Raw genomic sequence first — 20873 nt, 5'->3', positions numbered from 1 at the left:
CGCGACAGGGAGGAGGCGACGATGAGCCGGCGTTCCGGGATCCTCGAGTTCGCCGTCCTCGGCCTGCTCCGCGAGTCCCCCATGCACGGCTATGAGCTGCGCAAACGACTCAATACGTCACTGGGTGTGTTCCGTGCCTTCAGCTACGGAACGCTCTACCCCTGCCTCAAGACGCTGGTCGCCAACGGCTGGTTGATCGAGGAACCGGGGCACACCACCGAGGACGCCCTCGCCGCTCCGCTCACGGGCCGCCGCGCCAAGATCGTCTACAGGTTGACGGCCGACGGCAAGGAGCACTTCGAACAGCTGCTCTCCCAGACGGGCCCCGACGCGTACGAGGACGAGACCTTCGCTGCGCGGTTCGCCTTCTTCGGACAGACCTCACGCGACGTACGCATGCGTGTACTGGAAGGCCGCCGCAGCCGGCTGGAGGAGCGCCTGGAGAAAATGCGCGCTTCGCTGGCCCGGACCAGGGAACGTCTCGACGACTACACGCTCGAGCTCCAGCGCCACGGGATGGAGTCCGTGGAGCGGGAAGTGCGCTGGCTGAACGAGCTCATCGAGAGCGAGCGGGCCGGACAGGACCTGAAGGGTCCCGCCCCCGGGGCACCCCCTCGACAGAACACCACATCTGGAACGTCGGGCGACCTGCCCCGGCCCGGGGACGATCCCCGGGCCGGTTCGCCCGCCGACACCGCCACGTGAGTCCCGCTCAGGGCCTCACTCGTACACACAGGGAGCAACCGGAATGGGTTCGGTTCGCGTAGCCGTCGTCGGCGTGGGCAACTGCGCCGCGTCGCTGGTGCAGGGCGTCGAGTACTACAAGGACGCCGACGCGGCGTCCAAGGTACCGGGCCTGATGCACGTTCAGTTCGGCGATTACCACGTCAGCGACGTCGAGTTCGTCGCCGCTTTCGACGTGGACGCCAAGAAGGTCGGCCTCGACCTCGCTGACGCCATCGGCGCCTCCGAGAACAACACCATCAAGATCTGCGACGTCCCCAGCACCGGTGTGACGGTCCAGCGCGGCCACACCCTCGACGGTCTCGGCATGTACTACCGGGCCACCATCGAGGAGTCCGCCGAGGAGCCGGTCGACATCGTCCAGGTCCTCAAGGACAAGCAGGTCGACGTCCTGGTCTGCTACCTGCCCGTCGGTTCCGAGGACGCGGCGAAGTTCTACGCCCAGTGCGCCATCGACGCCAAGGTCGCCTTCGTCAACGCCCTCCCGGTGTTCATCGCCGGCACCAAGGAGTGGGCGGACAAGTTCACCGAGGCCGGTGTGCCGATCGTCGGTGACGACATCAAGTCCCAGGTCGGCGCCACCATCACGCACCGCGTCATGGCGAAGCTGTTCGAGGACCGCGGTGTCGTCCTGGACCGCACGATGCAGCTGAACGTCGGCGGCAATATGGACTTCAAGAACATGCTCGAGCGGGAGCGCCTGGAGTCCAAGAAGATCTCCAAGACGCAGGCCGTCACCTCCCAGATCCCCGACCGGGACCTCGGCGAGAAGAACGTCCACATCGGCCCGTCCGACTACGTCCCGTGGCTGGACGACCGCAAGTGGGCCTACGTGCGCCTCGAGGGCCGCGCGTTCGGTGACGTCCCGCTCAGCCTGGAGTACAAGCTCGAGGTCTGGGACTCCCCGAACTCCGCAGGTGTCATCATCGACGCCCTGCGTGCCGCGAAGATCGCCAAGGACCGCGGCATCGGCGGCCCCATCCTGTCGGCCTCCTCGTACTTCATGAAGTCCCCCCCGGTGCAGTACTTCGACGACGAGGCCCGCGTGAACGTCGAGAAGTTCATCGCGGGTGAGATCGAGAGCTAGGACCCACCTCCTGAAGGTGAGTACCTGATGTGCGGGTGATCGAGGGTCCCCGGGGCGTATGTCCCGGGGACCCTCCCCGTATGTGAGGCTGTGCCCCATGGCCGTCGTCCGTGACCTGCGCGTCCTGCTGCGTTTTCAGGGCTTCAGACGCCTGCTCACCGTCCGGCTGCTCTCCCAGGGCGCCGATGGCGTCTTCCAGGTCGCGCTCGCCTCCTACGTGGTCTTCTCACCGGAGAAGCAGACGTCGGCCGTGGCGATCGCCTCCGCGATGGCGGTCCTGCTGCTCCCCTACTCCCTGGTCGGTCCCTTCGCCGGGGCCCTGCTCGACCGCTGGCGTCGCCGCCAGGTCTTCCTGTACGGCAACCTGCTGCGCGCACTGATGGCGTCGGTGACCGCCGTCCTGATTCTCGGCCAGGTTCCGGACCGGCTGCTCTTCGCCTCCGCCTTGTGCGTGACCGCCGTCAACCGTTTCGTCCTCGCCGGCCTTTCCGCCGCGCTGCCGCGCGTGGTGGACTCCGAGCGGCTGGTCATCGCCAATTCCCTCTCCCCGACCGCCGGAACACTCGCCGCGACCGCGGGCGGCGGACTCGCCTTCCTCGTACGCCTGATCGTCTCCGACTCCGATGCGGCCGTGGTGCTCGTGAGCGCGGCGCTGTACCTGTGCGCGGCTCTGGCATCACTGCGCATCGCGAAGGAAGCGCTGGGCCCCGACCGGACACTGATGCAGCCAGGGCTGGTCACGGCGCTCACCGGCACCGCTCACGATCTGCTGGCAGGTCTGCGTCACCTGGCGGCGCCCTCACGCAGGGAAGCCGCCTGGGCGCTCGCCGCGATGTCCCTGATGAGGTTCTGCTACGGCGCCATGCTCGTCATGCTGCTGATGCTGTGCCGGTACGCCCTGACCGACACCACGGAGGAGGGGCTCGCCCTTCTGGGCCTGGCATTGGGCGTGTCCGGCGCCGGTTTCTTCGTCGCCGCCGTCGTGACCCCCTGGGCCGCAGGGCGGTTCGGGCCCGGCCGCTGGATCATGATCTGCGCGGCGGCCGCCGCGGTCCTGGAGCCTGCCTTCGGTCTGCCCTTCGCCAGTGGTCCTCTGCTGATCGGGGCATTCGTCCTGGGCCTGACCACCCAGGGCGCGAAGATCGCCACGGACACCATCATCCAGTCCTCCGTTGACGACGCCTTCCGTGGCCGGATCTTCTCCCTCTACGACGTTCTGTTCAACGTGGCCTTCGTCGGCGCCGCCGCAGTGGCTGCCCTGATGCTGCCGCCGGACGGCCGATCGGTCCCTCTAGTGGTAACAATCGCCGTTATCTACGGGGCAGTAACTGTAACTATCAGCCGTTTCGAGCGGCAGTAAGTGTCACATCAATGCCACAGAGCCCCCACACGGGAGGACGTTGTCAGTGGCGCCCGGTAACTTACGTGCGTCTGATCAACACGTAATTCACGCCACGCACTCGCGTTCCAGGGGGGACCTCCAAGTGACCACTCCGCCGCCTCAGGGCAACCCGTACGCCCAGGGTCAGCAGCAGCCCCAGCAGCAGCCCCAGGGCCAGAACCCCTTCGCTCAGGGCCAGCCGGGCTTTCCCCAGCAGGCCGGTCAGCCTGGATTCCCCCCGCAAGGCGCCCCCGTCCCCCCGGAGCAGCCTCGCCGCAAAATCGGCTTCAAGACGATCAAGAACATCATCATCGTCGTGGTGCTCGTCGGTGCGGCTATCGGCGCTTTCATCTCCAGCCGGGACGACGCCAACACCGCGGCAGTCGGTGACTGCATGCACCGCGGCAGTACCAGTGACGACAATCCCGACCTCGAGGTCGTCGACTGCAACTCCTCGGACGCTCAGTACGAGGTGCTGGCCAAGATTGACGGTTCGTTCCTCTCCGACACCCTGGCTTCCAGCAAGTGTGAGGCCGAGGCCAAGGGCTTCCAGTACGTGTACACCCAGAGTGGTGACGGCAAGGACTTCCTGCTCTGCCTGAAGGACCACAAGTAGTAAGGCAAGCGCACGGAGGGGCGGTGTTTCACGTGAAACACCGCCCCTCCGTGCGTCCTGAGCCGGGTCACGTTTCACGTGAAACATAACCCGGCTCCACGCTCTCAGCTCTACTGTCCGGCCCACCACTCCTTGAGGGCCGCCACCGCCGCGCCGTATTCCATCGGGCCGTTCTCCAGACGCAGTTCCAGCATGTGCTTGTATGCCTGACCGACGGCCGGCCCGGGGCTGACGCCCAGGGCCTCCATGATCTGGTTTCCGTCGAGGTCCGGACGGATGGCGTCCAGCTCCTCCCGCTCCTGAAGCTTCGTAATCCGTTCCTCCAGACCGTCGTACGCACGCGAGAGGGCGGTCGCCCTGCGACGGTTGCGTGTCGTGCAGTCCGAGCGGGTCAGCTTATGGAGCCGGCCCAGGAGCGGCCCCGCGTCGCGGACGTAACGGCGAACGGCGGAGTCCGTCCACTCTCCCGTGCCGTAGCCGTGGAACCTCAGATGAAGCTCGACCAGGCGCGAGATGTCCTTCACCAACTCGTTGGAGTACTTGAGGGCCGTCAGGCGCTTTTTCGTCATCTTCGCCCCCACCACCTCGTGGTGATGGAACGAGACCCGGCCGTCGTTCTCGAAGCGGCGTGTACGCGGCTTGCCGATGTCGTGCAGCAGAGCCGCCAGGCGGAGAGTCAGGTCGGGGCCGTTGCCCTCCAGGGCCATCGCCTGCTCCAGGACGATCAACGTGTGTTCGTAGACGTCCTTGTGCCGGTGGTGTTCATCACTCTCCAGACGCAGGGCCGGCAGTTCGGGCAGGACATGGTCGGCGAGCCCGGTGTCGACGAGCAGGGTCAGCCCCTTGCGGGGGTATGCGGACAGAACCAGTTTGTTCAGCTCGTCCCGTACCCGTTCGGCGGAGACGATCTCGATACGTCCGGCCATCTCCCGCAAGGCCGCGACCACCTCAGGAGCCACCTCGAAATCGAGCTGAGCGGCGAAGCGCGCGGCCCGCATCATCCGCAACGGGTCGTCCGAGAAGGATGCCTCGGGGGTACCCGGCGTACGCAGCACACCTGCCGCCAGATCGTCCAGACCACCGTGCGGATCGATGAACTCCTTCTCGGGCAGCGCGACGGCCATCGCGTTCACAGTGAAGTCACGCCGGACGAGGTCCTCCTCGATGGAGTCGCCGTACGCCACCTCAGGCTTGCGTGACGTGCGGTCGTACGCCTCCGAGCGGTAGGTCGTCACCTCGATCTGAAAGCTTCGATCAACATCTCCGACGCGGGCCTCCTTCTGGGCTCCGACAGTGCCGAAGGCGATACCCACTTCCCAGACGGCGTCCGCCCACGGACGGACGATCTTCAGAACGTCCTGCGGGCGGGCGTCGGTGGTGAAGTCCAGGTCATTACCGAGCCGGCCGAGCAGCGCGTCCCGGACCGAGCCGCCGACCAGAGCGAGTGAGAACCCGGCCTCCCGGAAGCGGCGGGCAAGATCGTCGGCGACCGGGGCGACTCGCAGCAGTTCGTTCACCGCTCGGTCCTGCACCTGGCTCAGGGCACTGGTTTGTTCGTTGGCGTTCGGCACAACAGAAAAGGGTACGTGGCTCGGGCGGCCGGAAGCTCCTCCATTGATCTGCCCGGTCCCCTCCCACAGCCTCCTCACAGGACCGGCGCCCTGGGCAGGGGAAGCGCCCTCTTATACAGCCACATACAGGACAGTGCGGCAGCCGAACCGATCTTGCGGACCGGTCCGCGGCACTCAGCCTCACCGGGCATCGTTACCATGCGTGGACGCACATACGACGACCACTGACCACGAGGGACGGGCGAGCACGTGGCCGAGGCGGCAGACTTCCAGGGGATGCATCCCTCACCTGCCCGCCGCTGGCTGCGGCGCACCGGCATCCTGTTCGCCGGAGCACCCCTGCTGACAGGGTTGCTCCAGTGGCCCACTGCGCCTCCTGCGGCCGCCGCCGCGGGGAGTTCCGCGCAGGCCGCCTCCGGCACGGGCTCGGTCTCCGTCTCCGTGAACTCGCTCACGCCCGGCGCCCCCGGCGAGGACGACACCATCACGGTGTCCGGCACGGTGACCAACAAGGGCAAGCAAACGGTCACCGACGCCCACGTCGGTCTGCGTGTGGGTCCCCTGCTGAACACCCGCTCCGGTATCGACCGCGTCGCCCGGGACAGCGACGACGTCCAGAGCGCGATCGGCCCGGAGGTCGACGACAAGTACGCCCAGGAGTACGCCGAGCTCACACCTGGTGTCTCGCAGCGCTTCAGCATCTCCGTACCGGTGGACGAGCTGAGCCTGGGGGAGAACGGCGTCTACCAACTGGCCGTGGCCCTCTCCGGGCAGACCGCCGCGCAGCCCTGGGAACAGACCCTCGGTGTCCGGCGGACGCTCCTCCCGTGGCAGCCCGATGACGTCGACACGAAGACGAGCACGACATTTCTGTGGCCTCTGATCTCCACGGTCCACACGACGGCGGAGACGGGCTCCAACGAGCAGCAGACCCCGGTCCTCCGTGACGACGACCTGGCCAAGGAAATCGCCCCCGGCGGCCGCCTGGACCGGATGGTGGCACTGGGCAGGAACCTCGACATCACCTGGGTGATCGATCCGGATCTGCTGGCATCCGTCGACGCGATGACCGAGAGCTACAAGGTCCAGGGCTCGGGTGACACCACCACGGCCGGCAGCCATCAGGCCGCCGCCAAGCGGTGGCTCGCCAATGTACAGAGCGCGGTGAAGGGCAAGGAGGTCGTCGCGCTGCCCTTCGGGGATCCGGATCTGGCTTCCCTCGCCCACAACGGCACCTCGGTCACCGGCTCCCTGAGTCATCTCAAGGAAGCCACGGACGTCGTCGTCAACACGGTGGAACCGATCCTCCACGTGAAACCGACCACGGACTTCGCCTGGCCCGTCAACGGAGCGGTGGACCCCTCCATCGTCAAGGTCGCCACCTCCGCCGGAGCCGACAAGGTGATCGCCCGCAGCGACAACTTCCGGGAGACCGGCGACCTGTCGTACACGCCCTCTGCCGCCCGCCCCATCGGCGGCGGCACCACGGCGGTCGTCGCGGACGCCCAGTTGTCCACCCTGTTCCAGGGCGACATGACCAGGGCATCCACGTCCACACTCGCCGTGCAGCGGTTCCTGGCCCAGAGCCTGGCGCTGGGTCTCCAGACCGGTCGGCAGCGCAGCGTCGTCATCGCCCCGCAGCGCACCCCCACCGCCAGCCAGGCCCAGACGATGGCCGAGGCGTTGAAGGCCGTTCAGGACGAGAACTGGTCGGAGTCCGAGAACCTCACCGCTGCCGCGAAGGCCGAACCGGATCCTGCCGCCACCACCAAGGTCCCCGCGGCCTCCTCGTACCCCTCCTCACTGCGCAAGCAGGAGCTGCCACGGTCCGCGTTCGAACAGATCGCGAGGACCCAGGGCAAACTCAACACGTTCAAAATGATCCTCTCGGACCCGTCCCGGGTCGTGACCCCGTTCGGCCTGGCCATGAACCGCGGAATGTCCGTCTCCTGGCGCGGCCGGATCGCCGAGGCCGCCACCTACCGCAGCGGCGTCGAGGCGTACCTCGACGGACTTCTCGACCAGGTGAAACTGATCGACAAGTCGGAGACGAAGCTCTCCGGCCGCAGCGCCACCATCCCCGTGACCGTCCAGAACAACCTGGTGCAGGGCGTCGAGAGCCTGACGCTGCGGCTCACCTCGACCAACCCGACCCGCCTCGAGATCGGCGGCGACGCCTACGAGGAGCAGCCGATCACCGTCTCCGGCGGGCACAGCCATTCGGTGAAGTTCACCACGTCCGCCAACGCCAACGGCCGGGCCACGGTGATCGCCCAGCTGTACACGCAGGACGGCCAGAAGTACGGCGAGCCTGTCACCTTCGACGTCAAGGTCACCGAGATCACCGCCACGGTGATGCTGGTCATCGGCGGCGGCGTGCTGCTGCTCGTCCTCGCCGGCTTCCGGATGTACACGCAACGCAAGCGTGCCGCGGCCCGCGAGGCCCAGGAGCAGAACCGCCCGGAGGGCGAGGGCCCCGACGACGATCCGCAGAACCCGGACACCCTTGCGAAACGTCCTACCGAGAAGCCGGAGAGCGGCCCTGAGACGAAGGAACCGGAAGCCGGCGCGGAGAAAACGGACGACCCGGAGCAGCCGAGTGACCCGGTACCGGACACCGCACCGGAAAAAGCAGGCCCGTCCGGCACGGGTGAGAGAGTGGACCGTTGAGGCTGCCGTGGCCGGTGGGCCCGGGACGATGAGGTGGGGTAAATCATGAACGCGCCGTACGACGGTGACCGCGGCCATGCCGCGGGCGACTCGGGCCATCCCGAGCCGGACCCCCAGGGGGGCCCGCCGCCCGGTCACGACCAGGCGCCGCAGCCGTCCGCCGACATGTACCTCCAGGACGCCTACGACCAGGACCCCTACCGGGCGCAGGACATCGCCGCCCAGGACCCGGTCACCGAGGCCCTGTACGACCGCGCGGCACATCCCCCGCCCCCGCCGGGCACACACCCCCCTCAGCAGCCGCTGTACGGGCAGCCTCCCCGTTCGCCCTACGCGCCCGACCCCCGAGTGTGGGCCCAGGCCCCCGCGCCGGAGCCGGATGGCCCGTCCCAGCACCTCCCGTACGGGGACGACCCGCGCACGACGCAGTTCGTGGGCGTGGACGACCTGGTCGGCCAGGTCGGGGAGCAACGTCATGAGTCCGACGCCTTCGCTCACCTCTTCCGTGACCAGCAGCAGGGCGGGGGACACCCCGGCCGGCCCTACGAGTCCGCGCCCGGCCCGGCCTCCGCGGCTCCCGGCCACTACGCGGGTGCCACGCCGCCTCCGGTCGCCGAGGCTCCCGTGCCGGAACCGGATCCCGCGGCACCCACGAAGAAGGGCGGCCGGGCCGGAGGGCTGCTGAAGTCCAGCGCCGTGATGGCGGCGGGCACGATGGTGTCCCGCCTCACGGGCTTCATCCGGTCCGCTCTGATCGTCTCGGCGCTCGGCCTGGGCCTCCTCGGCGACTCGTTCCAGGTCGCCTACCAGTTGCCGACCATGATCTACATCCTCACCGTCGGCGGCGGCCTCAACTCCGTCTTCGTGCCGCAGCTCGTCCGTTCCATGAAGGACGACGCCGACGGCGGCATCGCGTACGCCAACCGGCTGCTGACCCTCGTGATGGTGGCCCTGGCCGCGCTCACCGCCGCCGCATGGCTCGCCGCCCCGCTCCTCGTACGGGCGCTGTCGAACCCGGTCGCCTCCAACCCCGCGGCCAACGAGGTCGCCGTCACCTTCACCCGCTACTTCCTGCCCTCGATCTTCTTCATGGGCGTGCACGTGGTGATGGGTCAGATCCTCAACGCGCGCGGACGGTTCGGCGCGATGATGTGGACCCCGGTCCTCAACAACATCGTCATCATCGTGACGCTCGGTACGTTCATCTATGTCTACGGCACCGCCGCCACTACGAAGATGACCGTCACGAGCATCCCGCCGGAAGGCCAGCGTCTCCTCGGCATCGGTATCCTGCTCGGCCTCGTCGTCCAGGCCCTGGCCATGATCCCGTACCTGCGCGAGACGGGATTCCGTATCCGTCTGCGCTTCGACTGGAAGGGCCACGGGCTGGGCAAGGCGGCGATGCTCGCCAAGTGGACCATCCTTTTCGTGCTCGCCAACCAGGCGGGCGCGCTGGTCGTGACCCAGCTCTCCACCGCTGCCGGCCTGGACTCCGGCGTCCGGGGCACCGGCTTCGCCGCCTACGCCAACGCCCAGCTGATCTGGGGCCTGCCCCAGGCCATCATCACCGTCTCCCTGATGGCCGCCCTGCTGCCCCGTATCTCCCGCTCGGCGGCGGAGGACGACGGCGGTGCCGTCCGGGACGACATCTCCCAGGGCCTGCGCACCACGGCCGTCGCGATCGTGCCGATCTCCTTCGGCTTCATCGCGCTCGGCATCCCGATGTGCACCCTGATCTTCGGTTCCTCGGGCATCAGCTCAGCGACCAACATGGGCTACATGCTGATGGCCTTCGGCCTCGGCCTGATTCCCTACTCCGTGCAGTACGTCGTCCTGCGTGCCTTCTACGCCTACGAAGACACCCGGACCCCCTTCTACAACACGGTCATCGTGGCCGCGGTCAACGCGGTCGCCTCGGCGGCCTGCTTCTTCGTCCTCCCCGCCCGCTGGGCCGTGGTCGGCATGGCAGCCTCGTACGGTGTGGCCTACGCGGCCGGCGTCGGTATCGCCTGGCGCCGGCTGCGCACGAAGCTGGGCGGAGACCTGGACGGCGCCCGGGTCCTGCGGACTTACGCCCGGCTGTGCATCGCCTCGGTTCCGGCCGCACTCCTCGCCGGTGCGGTCTGCTACGGCATCGGGCGCACCCTCGGTCAGGGCGTCGGCGGTTCCTTCACCGCGCTGCTGGCCGGTGGAGCCGTACTGCTCGTCGTCTTTTTCGTCGCCGCGCGCCGGATGCGCATTGTGGAGGTCAACTCGCTGGTCGGTATGGTCCGCGGACGCCTGGGACGCTGAGGCTCGGGTAGGCGCACAACCATCGCAGGCCCTTGTGTGTCGTGCATAGCAGCGGACTGTGGGCACAATTGGTTTCGGCGTCGGACGGCGCGCACGGGCCGTTGCCCGACGCGTACATGGATGGGGAGGCAGGGAACGACGGTGGCGGAACGGAGCACAGCTGCCGTCGACGTGGCAGACAACGGCGACGACCAGTCGCTGACCGCGCAGGCGGACCAGTCCACGGCCGACGGGGTGGCCAATAACCAGGAGCAGGAAACGGACAGCGACGCGGCACAGGAGAGCACCGGGATCGACGGTCCCGGGAAGATGCCGCCGCTCGAACTGCACAGCGGTCACAAGCTCGCCAGACGCTACCGCCTCGAGGAATGCATCACCCGTCTGGACGGATTCAGCAGTTGGCGTGCCATGGACGAGAAGCTTCGCCGTGCCGTCGGCGTGCACATCCTGCCCGCGGATCACTCGCGGGCACGCTCCGTCCTGGCCTCGGCCCGTTCCTCGGCCCTGCTGGGCGATCCGCGCTTCGTCCAGGTCCTGGACGCCGTCGAGGAGGACGACATCGTCTACGTCGTCCACGAATGGCTCCCCGACGCGACCGAGTTGACCGCCCTCCTGGCGGCCGGCCCGTTGGAGGTGTACGACGCCTACCAGATGGCCAGTCAGATCTCCTCCGCCATGGCCGCGGCCCACCGCGAAGGACTCGCCCATCTGCGTCTGAACCCCAACGCGGTACTGCGTACCTCGACCGGCCAATGGCGCATCCGAGGCCTCGCGGTGAACGCGGCGCTGCGTGGCATCGGCTCCGACACCCCACAGCGCGCCGACACCGAGTCCATCGGTGCCCTGCTGTACGCGGCGCTCACTCAGCGCTGGCCGTACGAGAATGACGCCCACGGTCTGTCCGGACTGCCGAAGGACATCGGTCTGATCCCGCCCGACCAGGTACGGGCCGGTGTTCACCGCGGCCTGTCCGAGCTCGCCATGCGCGCCCTGGCCAACGACGGGGCCACCGCGTCCCGCCACGAGTCCCCTTGCACCACACCGGAAGAACTGGTGAAGGCGATCGGCGAGATGCCCCGCATCCGCCCGCCGGAGCCCGCGTTCACCGCTCCACCGGACTACCAGCGCACGACCTACCAGCAGGGCTCCTACGGGCGTCCGGCACCCCGGCCGGGCACGCGCGTCACACAGCCGGTCCCTGTCCCCCCGCCTCCCCTGCAGAGCCGTACCGGCAAGGTCCTGAAGTGGGCCGTTTCAGCGCTGCTGATCGCCGCGCTCGGTCTGGGCAGTTGGCAGCTCGCCGACGCCCTCATCGACCAGGGCAGCAACGCGGACGACACGAACAAGACCCAGACGACGGACGAGGACGACAAGAGCAGCAGCGCACCCAAGCCGTCTCAACCCATAGCCATCACGGGTGCTGACGACTTCGACCCCATGGGGAACGGTTCCGAGAAGCCGGCCGATGTGGCGAAGGTCTATGACGACGCTCCCGGTACGTACTGGCAGACCGACTTCTACCTGAGTTCGGACTTCGGCCGGCTCAAGCCCGGGGTTGGCGTCATCCTGGACCTCGGCAAGGTCCAGGAAGTCGGCAAAGTCACCGTTTCTTTCGTGGGGAACACCTCGGTCGAGCTTCGTGCAGCCGCCAGCGACGCAGGAGGGCAACCGACGTCCTTTGACGGATTTTCCAAGGTCACTCAAGGGTCTGGCGAAAGTGTCATCCTCAAGCCCGATGAGACGCTCAAGTCCCGATATTTGCTGGTCTGGCTGACCGAACTGCCGGTACAGGTGGACGAAGGAAAATGGCGCGGTAGGGTCGTGGACATCAAGGTGAGCAGCTGAACTCAGCGGACCGCATGGTCTGCGGTTACCGAAAACCGCAGACCGCAGACCGCCACTATTCAACCGTCTTCGGCAAGCAGCTTCCGAGCGGATTCCGCCTTGGCCGGCCACAGGCTCAGAGATCTGCCCAAAACCGCCTTGTTGTCGTCGACCACATGCGTCTGCATGTCGGACTCCACGACGTTCCAACGCGTGACGTCAGGTCAACCTTCTTCTTGCAGACGATGTCTCGCTGAGCAAGGGTAAGCACATCCAAAGTTGATCTTGATTTGCAAGAAATAAAAAAGCTCTCGCTTATCGGTCACGACATGTCTTCGTCGACACTTTTGGGCGGATATGCTCGTCATGCGCAATTGGCGCAGTACAGGGCGGATATCTCCCCACCCCGTTACATCCCGACCCGCTGTGTGCCATTCTGTCGGTCAGGATTACGAGTTGGGCAGCAGTGTCACGGCTGTCTCCCCAAGAACGCGGGGAATCTGTGTGGACAATGAGTCCTGGCGAGCTGATCGCTCAGACGCCGAACTCCTGGCATCCCATGTCTCGGGGGACAAGGATGCCTTCGGTGAGCTAGTCCGTCGTCACCGTGATCGCCTGTGGGCGGTAGCCCTGCGGACTCTGGGAGACCGCGAGGAGGCCGCTGACGCGGTCCAGGACGCCCTTGTCTCCGCCTACCGGGCCGCCCACACCTTCCGGGGCCAGTCGGCCGTCACGACATGGCTGCATCGGATCACGGTGAACGCCTGTCTGGACCGTGCGCGCAAGGCGGCATCCCGGAAGACCTCTCCTGTCGAGGACACGGAGCGCCTGGACCAGCTGCTGGAGCCCCACGAATCCGCTTCGGCTCCCGCCGAACGGAACGATCTGCACCGCCAGCTCATCGAAGCGATGGGGACGCTACCGCCCGATCAACGGGCGGCGCTCGTCCTCGTGGACATGCAGGGCTATCCGGTGGCCGAAGCCGCCCGCATCCTCGACGTGCCGACCGGCACGGTGAAGAGCCGCTGCGCCCGGGGCAGAGCCAGACTCCTTCCTCTTCTACGTCATCTACGGCCGGACGGCAGCGGTGACGACAGGAAACGGAGCGAGGAACGGAACCGGACGCAGGGGGCATCCGTCCCACCCGCAGCGGGGCCGCGTCGAGCAGATCCGCCGGATGCAGGACCGAGTGACCCAGCGGCAGTGAAGGGCGGAGGTGGGCGAGCGTGACCTCGACGACAGATATGACGGAACACCCGGGCGTCGAGGAGATCTCCGACCTCACCGAGGGACTCCTGCCGCCCGCCAGGGACACCGCTGTGCGCCGGCATCTGGACGAGTGCGAGCTCTGCGCGGACGTCCGTGTCTCACTGGAGGAGATCCAGGGGCTGCTCGGCACCATGCCGGGGCCACCCCGCATGCCGGCCGAGATGGCGAGCCGTATCGACGCCGCGCTCGCCGCAGAAGCTCTGCTTCATGCCACAGCGCCGGAGTCCAAGAGCATCGCGGAATCGACCGACACAGAACCCGTCGGCGTTTCCCCCGCCCTGCCCGACGATGATCGCGCGCATGTTTCACGTGAAACATCGGCATCACGTGAAGCACCAGCGTCTACGGGGCGCCCCGCCGGGCGCCCTCGGCCCTCTACGGCCGGCCCGGGACGCAAAGGCCGCGTGCAGCGCGGACGCCACAGGGCCGCAGTGCTGGGGACGGCGTTCACCGTCGCGGCTCTGGGGCTCGGCACCCTACTCCTCTCGTCCCAGAATGAGGGCACGGGGGACGGTCGTCAGACGACTGCCACGGACACCTTCTCCGAGGGAGAGTTGGAGAAGCAGGTCTCCGACCTCCTCGCGCAGAGCCGGGTGAAGAGCAACTCCTCCCGCAGCGCGCAGCCCTTCGGGCTGGAGTCGACATCCGGTACCGCTACCGGCCCCAGGGTGCTCAAGGCCACGGTCCCGGAATGCGTCCGTGAGGGGATCGGCCGCGAAGACGCCGCCCTCGCCACGGAGGAAGGCACCTATGAAGGGCGAGAGGCTCTCCTGGTGGTGCTTCCCGACACCTCCGTCGACACCCGGGTGACCGCCTACATCGTCGATGCCACGTGTGTCGCCGATCCCTCCTCTGCTTCCGCCGCGAAGGTGCTGTTGGAGCACGTCTACACACGCGACTGAGCGCCGCCGCTTCGTCCGCATCCCGCGGTGGCATCTCGTACGGTGTGTACCTCCCTCCGCCTGCCCGAGGACCACGTCCGTGTACTCGGGCACAGCGGGAATGCCCGCCCCTTAGGATCCGTTGGGTGAGGTGAGAGTTCCGACAGGAACTCCCACCGGTCGGATGACACAGACCAGAGATGAGGAATCAAGCTGTGAGCGACGTCCGTAACGTGATCATCATCGGTTCGGGGCCTGCCGGCTACACCGCGGCGCTCTACACCGCCCGTGCGTCGCTGAAGCCTCTGGTGTTCGAGGGCGCCGTCACCGCCGGTGGCGCGCTGATGAACACGACCGATGTCGAAAACTTCCCGGGATTCCAGGACGGCATCCTGGGCCCCGAGCTCATGGACAACATGCGTGCCCAGGCGGAGCGCTTCGGTGCCGAGCTCATCCCGGACGACGTGGTCTCCGTCGACCTGGCCGGCGAGATCAAGACCGTCACGGACACAGCGGGCACGGTTCACAAGGCGAGGGCCGTCATCATCACCACCGGATCGCAGCACCGCAAGCTCGGTCTGCCGAACGAGGACGCCCTCTCCGGCCGCGGTGTCTCCTGGTGTGCCACGTGTGACGGCTTCTTCTTCAAGGACCAGGACATCGCCGTGATCGGCGGCGGTGACACCGCGATGGAGGAGGCCACCTTCCTCTCGCGGTTCGCCAAGTCCGTCACGATCGTCCACCGCCGCGACACCCTGCGGGCTTCGAAGGCGATGCAGGAGCGCGCCCTCGCCGACCCGAAGATCTCGTTCGTCTGGGACAGCGAGGTCGCCGAGGTGCAGGGTGACCAGAAACTCTCGGGTCTGAAGCTGCGGAACCTCAAGACCGGAGACCTTTCGGACCTGGCGGTGACCGGTCTTTTCATCGCGATCGGGCACGACCCCCGTACGGAACTCTTCAAGAGCCAGCTGGAACTGGACGACGAGGGCTACCTGAAGGTCCAGGCGCCGTCGACGCGTACGAACCTCACCGGTGTGTTCGGTGCCGGTGACGTGGTCGACCACACCTACCGCCAGGCGATCACCGCGGCCGGTACGGGCTGTGCCGCCGCCCTCGACGCCGAGAGGTTCCTTGCCTCTCTCGCCGACGAGAAGAAGGCCGAGCCCGAGAAGACCGCCGTCTGACCCCCACCCGCCCCACGCACCAACCAGTTAAGGAGCCCGCCGTGGCCGGCACCCTGAAGAACGTGACGGACGATTCCTTCGACGAGGACGTCCTCAAGAGCGACAAGCCTGTCCTGGTGGACTTCTGGGCCGCCTGGTGCGGACCGTGCCGCCAGATCGCCCCTTCCCTCGAGGCCATTGCCGCGGAGTACGGGGACAAGATCGAGGTCGTCAAGCTGAACATCGACGAGAATCCGGGTACGGCCGCCAAGTACGGCGTCATGTCCATCCCGACCCTGAACGTCTACCAGGGTGGCGAGGTCGCCAAGACCATCGTCGGTGCCAAGCCAAAGGCTGCGATCGTTCGCGACCTCGAGGACTTCATCGCCGAATGATCGCCGACCCCCGCACCGGCGGCGTGTGTTTCACGTGAAACACGAATGGGCCGACCCGCATGGGTCGGCCCATTCGCATGAGGTGCTCCGGACTCTCAGATACTGACATCGTCGGCCCGGAGACTCAGGGCATGAACTCCGAGTGGATCAGCATCGCCCGGTTCAAAGGGGGCGCAATGCCGGCTCCTTCTGTACTGCTCCGAGCAGGCGGTCCCATGCCATCTCGACGTCGTCCTTCCACGACAACGTCGTCCGCAGTTCCAGTCTGAGCCGGGGATACGCGGGATGCTGACGGACCGTCTTGAACCCCACGGCCAGGAGATGATCAGCAGGCAGCACACAGGCCGGCGTCTTCCAACGCGCGTCGCCGAAGGCTTCGATCGCTTTGAACCCGCGCCGCAGCAGGTCCTTCGCCACCGTCTGTACCATCACCCTCCCCAGCCCTTGAGCCTGGTAGCCCGGCACGATGAGCGCAGTCATCAACTGCACCGCATCGGGCGACACAGGACTCGTGGGAAAGGCTGTGGCACGCGGCACGTAGGCGGGCGGAGCGTAGAGAACGAAACCCACGGGGACGTCGTCCACGTAGACGACTCTTCCGCACGACCCCCAGTCCAGGAGTACAGCGGAGATCCATGACTCCTTCTCGACCGCTGACGTACCCGCCTTTAACGCTGCCTCACCGCTGACGGGATCAAGCTCCCAGAAGACACACGAGCGACAGTTCCGGGGAAGGTCCTGAAGGTTGTCCAGCGTGAGCGGTACGAGCCGACGCCCCATGAAGCCTGTGCCTCGCTTCCTTCGCCTGCTGCCTCGCGGACGGCTTTCAGAGCATGCCGCTCCTTGAGCAGGCTGCCGATGAACCCACCGAAGACAGCGATCGCCAGCCCTGCTCTCACCAGTCCGATACGGCTCATCGTTCGCATGGCCCTGCCTTGCGCTCAGAGGATCAAAGGTACTGCCGGTGGATACACCTCGTATTTCCATGCATCGTATCCACGAAGCGATTCCGTCGATACCGGCAAAAAGCAAAGGGCGGACCATGTTCCGGCACATACCGGACACAATCCGCCCCTGGTCGACTGTTCGGCTGAACGAGCCGATGCCTCAGGAATCGTCCTCTACAGCATCGTCGTCCACCAGGCTCTTCTGCAGAACCGGCCCTTCATCGGGGGCGAGCGTACCGAGGATGCGTTCGAGATCCTCCATCGAGGCGAACTCGACGGTGATCTTGCCCTTCTTCTGTCCCAGGTCGACCTTCACTCGCGTCTCGAAGCGATCCGAGAGGCGTGTGGCCAGATCGGACAGAGCCGGCGACACCAGTGCACCCGCACGCGGCCCCTTGGACCGCGGCGCCTTCTGAGGTCCGGACCCCATCAGTGTGACGATCTCCTCGACGGCGCGTACCGAGAGCCCTTCGGCCACGATCCGATGGGCCAGTCTCTCCTGCTCCTCTGAGTCCTCGACAGATAGCAGGGCCCGCGCATGTCCGGCGGACAGCACTCCCGCAGCCACCCGGCTCTGGACCCTCGGCGAGAGCTTCAGCAGACGCAGGGTGTTGGACACCTGCGGACGGGAACGGCCGATGCGGTCCGCCAGCTGATCGTGGGTGCAGTTGAAGTCCTTGAGCAACTGGTCGTAGGCGGCTGCCTCTTCCAGTGGGTTCAACTGGGCCCGGTGCAGGTTCTCCAGAAGAGCGTCCAGAAGGAGTTTCTCGTCCTCCGTAGCCCGGACAATCGCAGGGATGGCCTCGAGCCCCGCCAGGCGGCAGGCCCGCCAGCGACGCTCGCCCATGATGAGCTCGTAGTGCGCCGGCCCGACCTGTCGTACGACAACGGGCTGGAGGAGGCCGACCTCCTTGATGGACGTGACAAGCTCTGCCAGTGCGTCCTCATCGAAGACCGCGCGAGGCTGACGCGGGTTCGGCTTGATGGACTCGATGGGGATCTCGGCGAAATGCGCCCCCAGGGGAGGCATAGGAGTCTCCGCCGCACCTTGCGTCGAGAGACCTTCTGTTTCACGTGGAACAGAGGACAACGCGGCCAGCTTCGCGACGGCCACCCCACGCTCGTTCGGTGCCACCGGCGGGCTGGCGGAAGACGCGGAAGCAGCGCCTCCCGTCATGGCCGGGGCGACCATTTTCTCTGTCGGGGCAGCAGGGATCAGTGCGCCGAGACCACGACCCAACCCTCTCCGTCGCTCACTCACTGGACGCCCTCCACCATGCTCGGATCGTTCTGCTGTGCGCCGATGTGCGCGTTCGATGCGTCGTAGCTCACGCCTACACCCCTCAACGCGATCTCTCGTGCCGCCTCAAGGTAGGAGAGGGCACCACTCGATCCAGGATCGTAGGTCAGTACCGTCTGCCCGTAGCTCGGCGCCTCCGAGATGCGCACGGAACGGGGAATGCTCGTCCGCAGCACCTCCTCACCGAAGTGACTGCGCACCTCGTCCGCGACCTGGGACGCGAGCCGCGTCCGGCCGTCATACATGGTGAGCAGGATCGTCGAGACATGCAGGGAGGGATTGAGGTGCCCCCGCACCAGATCGACGTTGCGGAGCAGCTGCCCCAGGCCTTCCAGCGCGTAGTACTCGCACTGAATCGGGATCAGAACCTCCTGACCTGCCACCATCGCGTTGACTGTCAGCAGGCCGAGCGACGGGGGGCAGTCGATGAGGATGTAATCCAGAGGCTGCTCGTAGGCTTGGATTGCACGCTGCAGTCGACTCTCCCGTGCCACCAGGGACACCAGCTCGATCTCCGCACCGGCAAGATCGATCGTGGCGGGGGCGCAGAAAAGGCCCTCCACGTCGGGGACCGGCTGGACCACTTCCGCCAGCGGCCTGCTCTCGACCAGCACGTCATAGATGGAAGGGACTTCTGCGTGATGGTCGATGCCCAGGGCCGTGGATGCGTTGCCCTGAGGGTCGAGGTCGATCACCAGGACCCGAGCGCCATGGAGCGCGAGCGATGCGGCAAGGTTGACAGTTGTCGTCGTCTTGCCCACGCCGCCCTTCTGGTTGGCGACCACCATGAGGCGTGTCTGCTCAGGCCGTGGCAGGCCCTCGCCTGCGCGACCCAGCGCGTCCACCGCCACCTGGGCAGTACGGCCGATGGGAGCGTCGTCCATCGGAGGCGGTGTTTCACGTGAAACATCCGCCCCCATCGATTCGGTACGGGGACCGGGGACCGGATCGGTCATCGGTCCCGCGATATTGGCGTCGGACCGCAAGGATTCACTCTCCTCGACTTCAGGCTCGCAATGAACAGAGCCTCCCATGCCTTCGGGGTCGTGAACCAGCGAGGCCTTACGTTCTGTGGAGAAAACCACCGCTGTGGACAACTCCGTGCCCCCTGAGGGGGGTGAACTCTCGCCGGGAACAGGACCCTCTCCGAGTGAACCGAGAGGCTTACGGTCGCGGGGTTCGGCTGCGGCGCGACCGCGACTGATGATGCCGTGCAGCAGGGAGCGATGTTTCACGTGAAACACGATGCACAGCAGCCGGGCCCGCACTGCCGCGACACTCCGACACGCAGAGGTTCGGCAGCTTGTGTGGAGTACGGCCGGCCCTCCAGAGGGCATGCCTGCCTGCCAGTCGCCTTGCCACAGGCTGCGTGAACCTTATCCGCGTCGGCGCCGTACACGTCCCGTGCGGGCGGCCTTCGCGCGCTTAGCCGCGAAGCGCACACCTCCAGGGCTTTCCCCGACCTCGACGCGCACGACTGTGGACATCGGATCCACCACGCCCTCACCTACATGCACGATCGACGTCGCCACCGCACCGAGCTTGTTCAGAGCAGCGGTCGCGCTCTTCAGCTCCTCCTCGGCCGCATCACCCTTGAGAGCGAGCATCTCTCCGTAGGGCCTCAGTAGGGGAACGCCCCATGTGGCGAGACGATCGAGCGGTGCCACGGCCCGCGCGGTCACCACGTGGACCGGAGTCAGCGTTCCCATGACCTCCTCGGCCCGCCCACGGACGACCGTCACATGGTCCAGGCCCAGCAGCTCCACGACTTCGGTCAAGAAGGTGGTACGCCGCAGCAGCGGTTCCAGCAACGTGATCTTGAGGTCCTCCCGGACCAGCGCCAAGGGGATGCCCGGCAGGCCGGCACCCGAGCCGACATCGCACACCGTCACGCCCTCGGGGACGACCTCCGAGAGCACCGCGCAGTTCAGCAGATGTCTCTCCCATAGCCGGGGCACCTCCCGTGGGCCGATCAGACCACGCTGCACGCCCGTCTCGGCAAGTAGCTCCGCGTAACGCACAGCGTCCGCGAAGCGATCACCGAACACCTCACGGGCCTGCTCGGGCGCGGGGGGAAGCTCCGCTGCCTCCGTCACGGGGGACCGTCCTTCCGTACCGTGCCGACCCGGCGGCCGACACCACAGAACTATCAGGCTGACAAAATTCGGCCCCGTCTGCGCAACAGACGGGGCCGGTGGAATGGGGAACCGTTCAGGCGGGAAGCACGACGACGAAGCGCTGCGGTTCCTCGCCCTCGGACTCACTGCTCAGACCGGCAGCCTTGACCGCGTCGTGCACGACCTTGCGCTCGAACGGCGTCATCGGGTCGAGCTTCACGGGCTCGCCGCTGTTCCTGGCCTCGGTAGCGGCCTTGGCCCCGAGCTCGGACAGCTCGGCCCGCTTCTTGGCGCGGTAGCCCGCGATGTCGAGCATCAGTCGGCTGCGGTCACCGGTCTCGCGGTGTACGGCCAGGCGCGTGAGCTCCTGGAGCGCTTCGAGTACCTCGCCGTCACGACCGACCAGCTTCTGCAGGTCACGGCCGGACGAGTCACTGACGATCGAGACAGAGGCACGGTCTGCCTCGACGTCCATGTCGATGTCACCGTCGAGGTCGGCGATGTCGAGCAGACCCTCCAGGTAGTCCGCTGCGATCTCGCCTTCCTGCTCCAGGCGGGTCAGGGTGTCTGCGCCCTCGGCAGCGGCGGAGGTGGTGCCTTCCGTCACGGGATGGAC

Annotated in this window: 17 protein-coding genes; 11 read left to right on the top strand and 6 right to left on the bottom strand. The window is 66.9% G+C overall.

The annotated features are described in order from the left end of the window. The first annotated feature begins 21 nt into the window (after positions 1-21). The 4 genes from V4Y04_RS18605 to V4Y04_RS18590 all read left to right on the top strand — a co-directional run bounded on the left by V4Y04_RS18605 (position 22) and on the right by V4Y04_RS18590 (position 3828). Positions 22-705, top strand: a complete 684-nt coding sequence (locus V4Y04_RS18605) for a PadR family transcriptional regulator (protein WP_332429337.1) — start codon at positions 22-24, stop codon at positions 703-705. 43 nt (positions 706-748) lie between these two features. Further along, positions 749-1831: an inositol-3-phosphate synthase gene (locus V4Y04_RS18600; protein ID WP_332429336.1), complete on the top strand. Its 1083-nt coding sequence runs from the start codon at positions 749-751 to the stop codon at positions 1829-1831. Positions 1832-1928: 97 nt separating this feature from the next. Then, positions 1929-3191, top strand: coding sequence for an MFS transporter (locus tag V4Y04_RS18595; protein ID WP_332429335.1), 1263 nt, complete (start codon positions 1929-1931; stop codon positions 3189-3191). A gap of 124 nt (positions 3192-3315) precedes the next feature. Continuing rightward, positions 3316-3828 (top strand): LppU/SCO3897 family protein, encoded by a 513-nt coding sequence (locus tag V4Y04_RS18590; RefSeq protein ID WP_332429334.1) that lies wholly within the window; start codon positions 3316-3318, stop codon positions 3826-3828. Between the two features lie 110 nt (positions 3829-3938). On the opposite strand, the gene V4Y04_RS18585 is transcribed toward V4Y04_RS18590, so the two are convergent. Further along, positions 3939-5399 carry a CCA tRNA nucleotidyltransferase gene (locus V4Y04_RS18585; RefSeq protein ID WP_332429333.1) on the bottom strand — a complete coding sequence of 487 codons (1461 nt, stop codon included), beginning with the start codon at positions 5397-5399 and terminating at the stop codon, positions 3939-3941. Positions 5400-5648: 249 nt separating this feature from the next. Here V4Y04_RS18585 and V4Y04_RS18580 point away from each other — a divergent pair, with 249 nt between their 5' ends. The 7 genes from V4Y04_RS18580 (at position 5649) to trxA (ending at position 15893) form a co-directional block, all read left to right on the top strand. Then, positions 5649-8069 carry a DUF6049 family protein gene (locus V4Y04_RS18580; protein ID WP_332429332.1) on the top strand — a complete coding sequence of 807 codons (2421 nt, stop codon included), beginning with the start codon at positions 5649-5651 and terminating at the stop codon, positions 8067-8069. 45 nt (positions 8070-8114) lie between these two features. Beyond that, positions 8115-10361 (top strand): murein biosynthesis integral membrane protein MurJ, encoded by a 2247-nt coding sequence (gene murJ / locus V4Y04_RS18575; protein WP_332429331.1) that lies wholly within the window; start codon positions 8115-8117, stop codon positions 10359-10361. Between the two features lie 141 nt (positions 10362-10502). Then, the gene (locus V4Y04_RS18570) at positions 10503-12206 is read left to right on the top strand and encodes a protein kinase family protein (RefSeq protein ID WP_332429330.1); all 1704 of its coding nucleotides are present in this window, start codon (positions 10503-10505) and stop codon (positions 12204-12206) included. Between the two features lie 483 nt (positions 12207-12689). Next, positions 12690-13415, top strand: a complete 726-nt coding sequence (sigM, locus tag V4Y04_RS18565) for an RNA polymerase sigma factor SigM (RefSeq protein ID WP_332429329.1) — start codon at positions 12690-12692, stop codon at positions 13413-13415. Further along, a complete protein-coding gene (locus V4Y04_RS18560) occupies positions 13412-14356 on the top strand; it encodes an anti-sigma factor family protein (protein WP_332429328.1) in 945 nt (314 codons plus the stop codon). Before sigM ends, V4Y04_RS18560 begins: the two co-directional genes overlap by 4 nt. 194 nt (positions 14357-14550) lie before the next feature. Then, complete coding sequence (gene trxB, locus V4Y04_RS18555) at positions 14551-15519, top strand: thioredoxin-disulfide reductase (RefSeq protein WP_332429327.1); 969 nt, start codon at positions 14551-14553, stop codon at positions 15517-15519. A gap of 41 nt (positions 15520-15560) precedes the next feature. Then, positions 15561-15893, top strand: a complete 333-nt coding sequence (trxA, locus tag V4Y04_RS18550; protein WP_037754283.1) for a thioredoxin — start codon at positions 15561-15563, stop codon at positions 15891-15893. A 162-nt stretch (positions 15894-16055) separates the two neighbouring features. On the opposite strand, the gene V4Y04_RS18545 is transcribed toward trxA, so the two are convergent. From V4Y04_RS18545 to V4Y04_RS18525, 5 genes are all read right to left on the bottom strand, one after another. Next, entirely contained in the window at positions 16056-16673 is a 618-nt protein-coding gene (locus V4Y04_RS18545; protein ID WP_332429326.1) for a GNAT family N-acetyltransferase, read from the bottom strand. Between the two features lie 327 nt (positions 16674-17000). Then, on the bottom strand, positions 17001-18101 hold the full coding sequence (locus V4Y04_RS18540; protein WP_332429325.1) for a ParB/RepB/Spo0J family partition protein: 1101 nt from the start codon (positions 18099-18101) through the stop codon (positions 17001-17003). Further along, positions 18098-19174, bottom strand: a complete 1077-nt coding sequence (locus V4Y04_RS18535) for a ParA family protein (protein WP_332432900.1) — start codon at positions 19172-19174, stop codon at positions 18098-18100. Before V4Y04_RS18535 ends, V4Y04_RS18540 begins: the two co-directional genes overlap by 4 nt. Before the next feature lie 342 nt (positions 19175-19516). Beyond that, positions 19517-20236, bottom strand: coding sequence for a 16S rRNA (guanine(527)-N(7))-methyltransferase RsmG (gene rsmG, locus V4Y04_RS18530; RefSeq protein WP_332429324.1), 720 nt, complete (start codon positions 20234-20236; stop codon positions 19517-19519). 115 nt (positions 20237-20351) lie between these two features. Continuing rightward, on the bottom strand, positions 20352-20864 hold the full coding sequence (locus tag V4Y04_RS18525; RefSeq protein ID WP_332429323.1) for a Jag family protein: 513 nt from the start codon (positions 20862-20864) through the stop codon (positions 20352-20354). Positions 20865-20873 lie beyond the last annotated feature (9 nt).

Origin of the sequence: Streptomyces sp. P9-A2, assembly GCF_036634175.1 — a bacterium.
GTDB lineage: Bacteria > Actinomycetota > Actinomycetes > Streptomycetales > Streptomycetaceae > Streptomyces > Streptomyces pratens.
This window is presented reverse-complemented; position numbering and strand designations above follow the sequence as displayed.

What these genes read in the sequence shown, in the direction of transcription:
- V4Y04_RS18600 (WP_332429336.1), top strand. Translation starts at nt 749, where the DNA reads ATGGGTTCGGTTCGCGTAGCCGTCGTCGGCGTGGGCAACTGCGCCGCG.
- V4Y04_RS18605 (WP_332429337.1), top strand. Translation starts at nt 22, where the DNA reads ATGAGCCGGCGTTCCGGGATCCTCGAGTTCGCCGTCCTCGGCCTGCTC.
- murJ (WP_332429331.1), top strand. Translation starts at nt 8,115, where the DNA reads ATGAACGCGCCGTACGACGGTGACCGCGGCCATGCCGCGGGCGACTCG.
- V4Y04_RS18535 (WP_332432900.1), bottom strand. Translation starts at nt 19,174, where the DNA reads ATGGGAGGCTCTGTTCATTGCGAGCCTGAAGTCGAGGAGAGTGAATCC.
- V4Y04_RS18545 (WP_332429326.1), bottom strand. Translation starts at nt 16,673, where the DNA reads ATGGGGCGTCGGCTCGTACCGCTCACGCTGGACAACCTTCAGGACCTT.
- V4Y04_RS18595 (WP_332429335.1), top strand. Translation starts at nt 1,929, where the DNA reads ATGGCCGTCGTCCGTGACCTGCGCGTCCTGCTGCGTTTTCAGGGCTTC.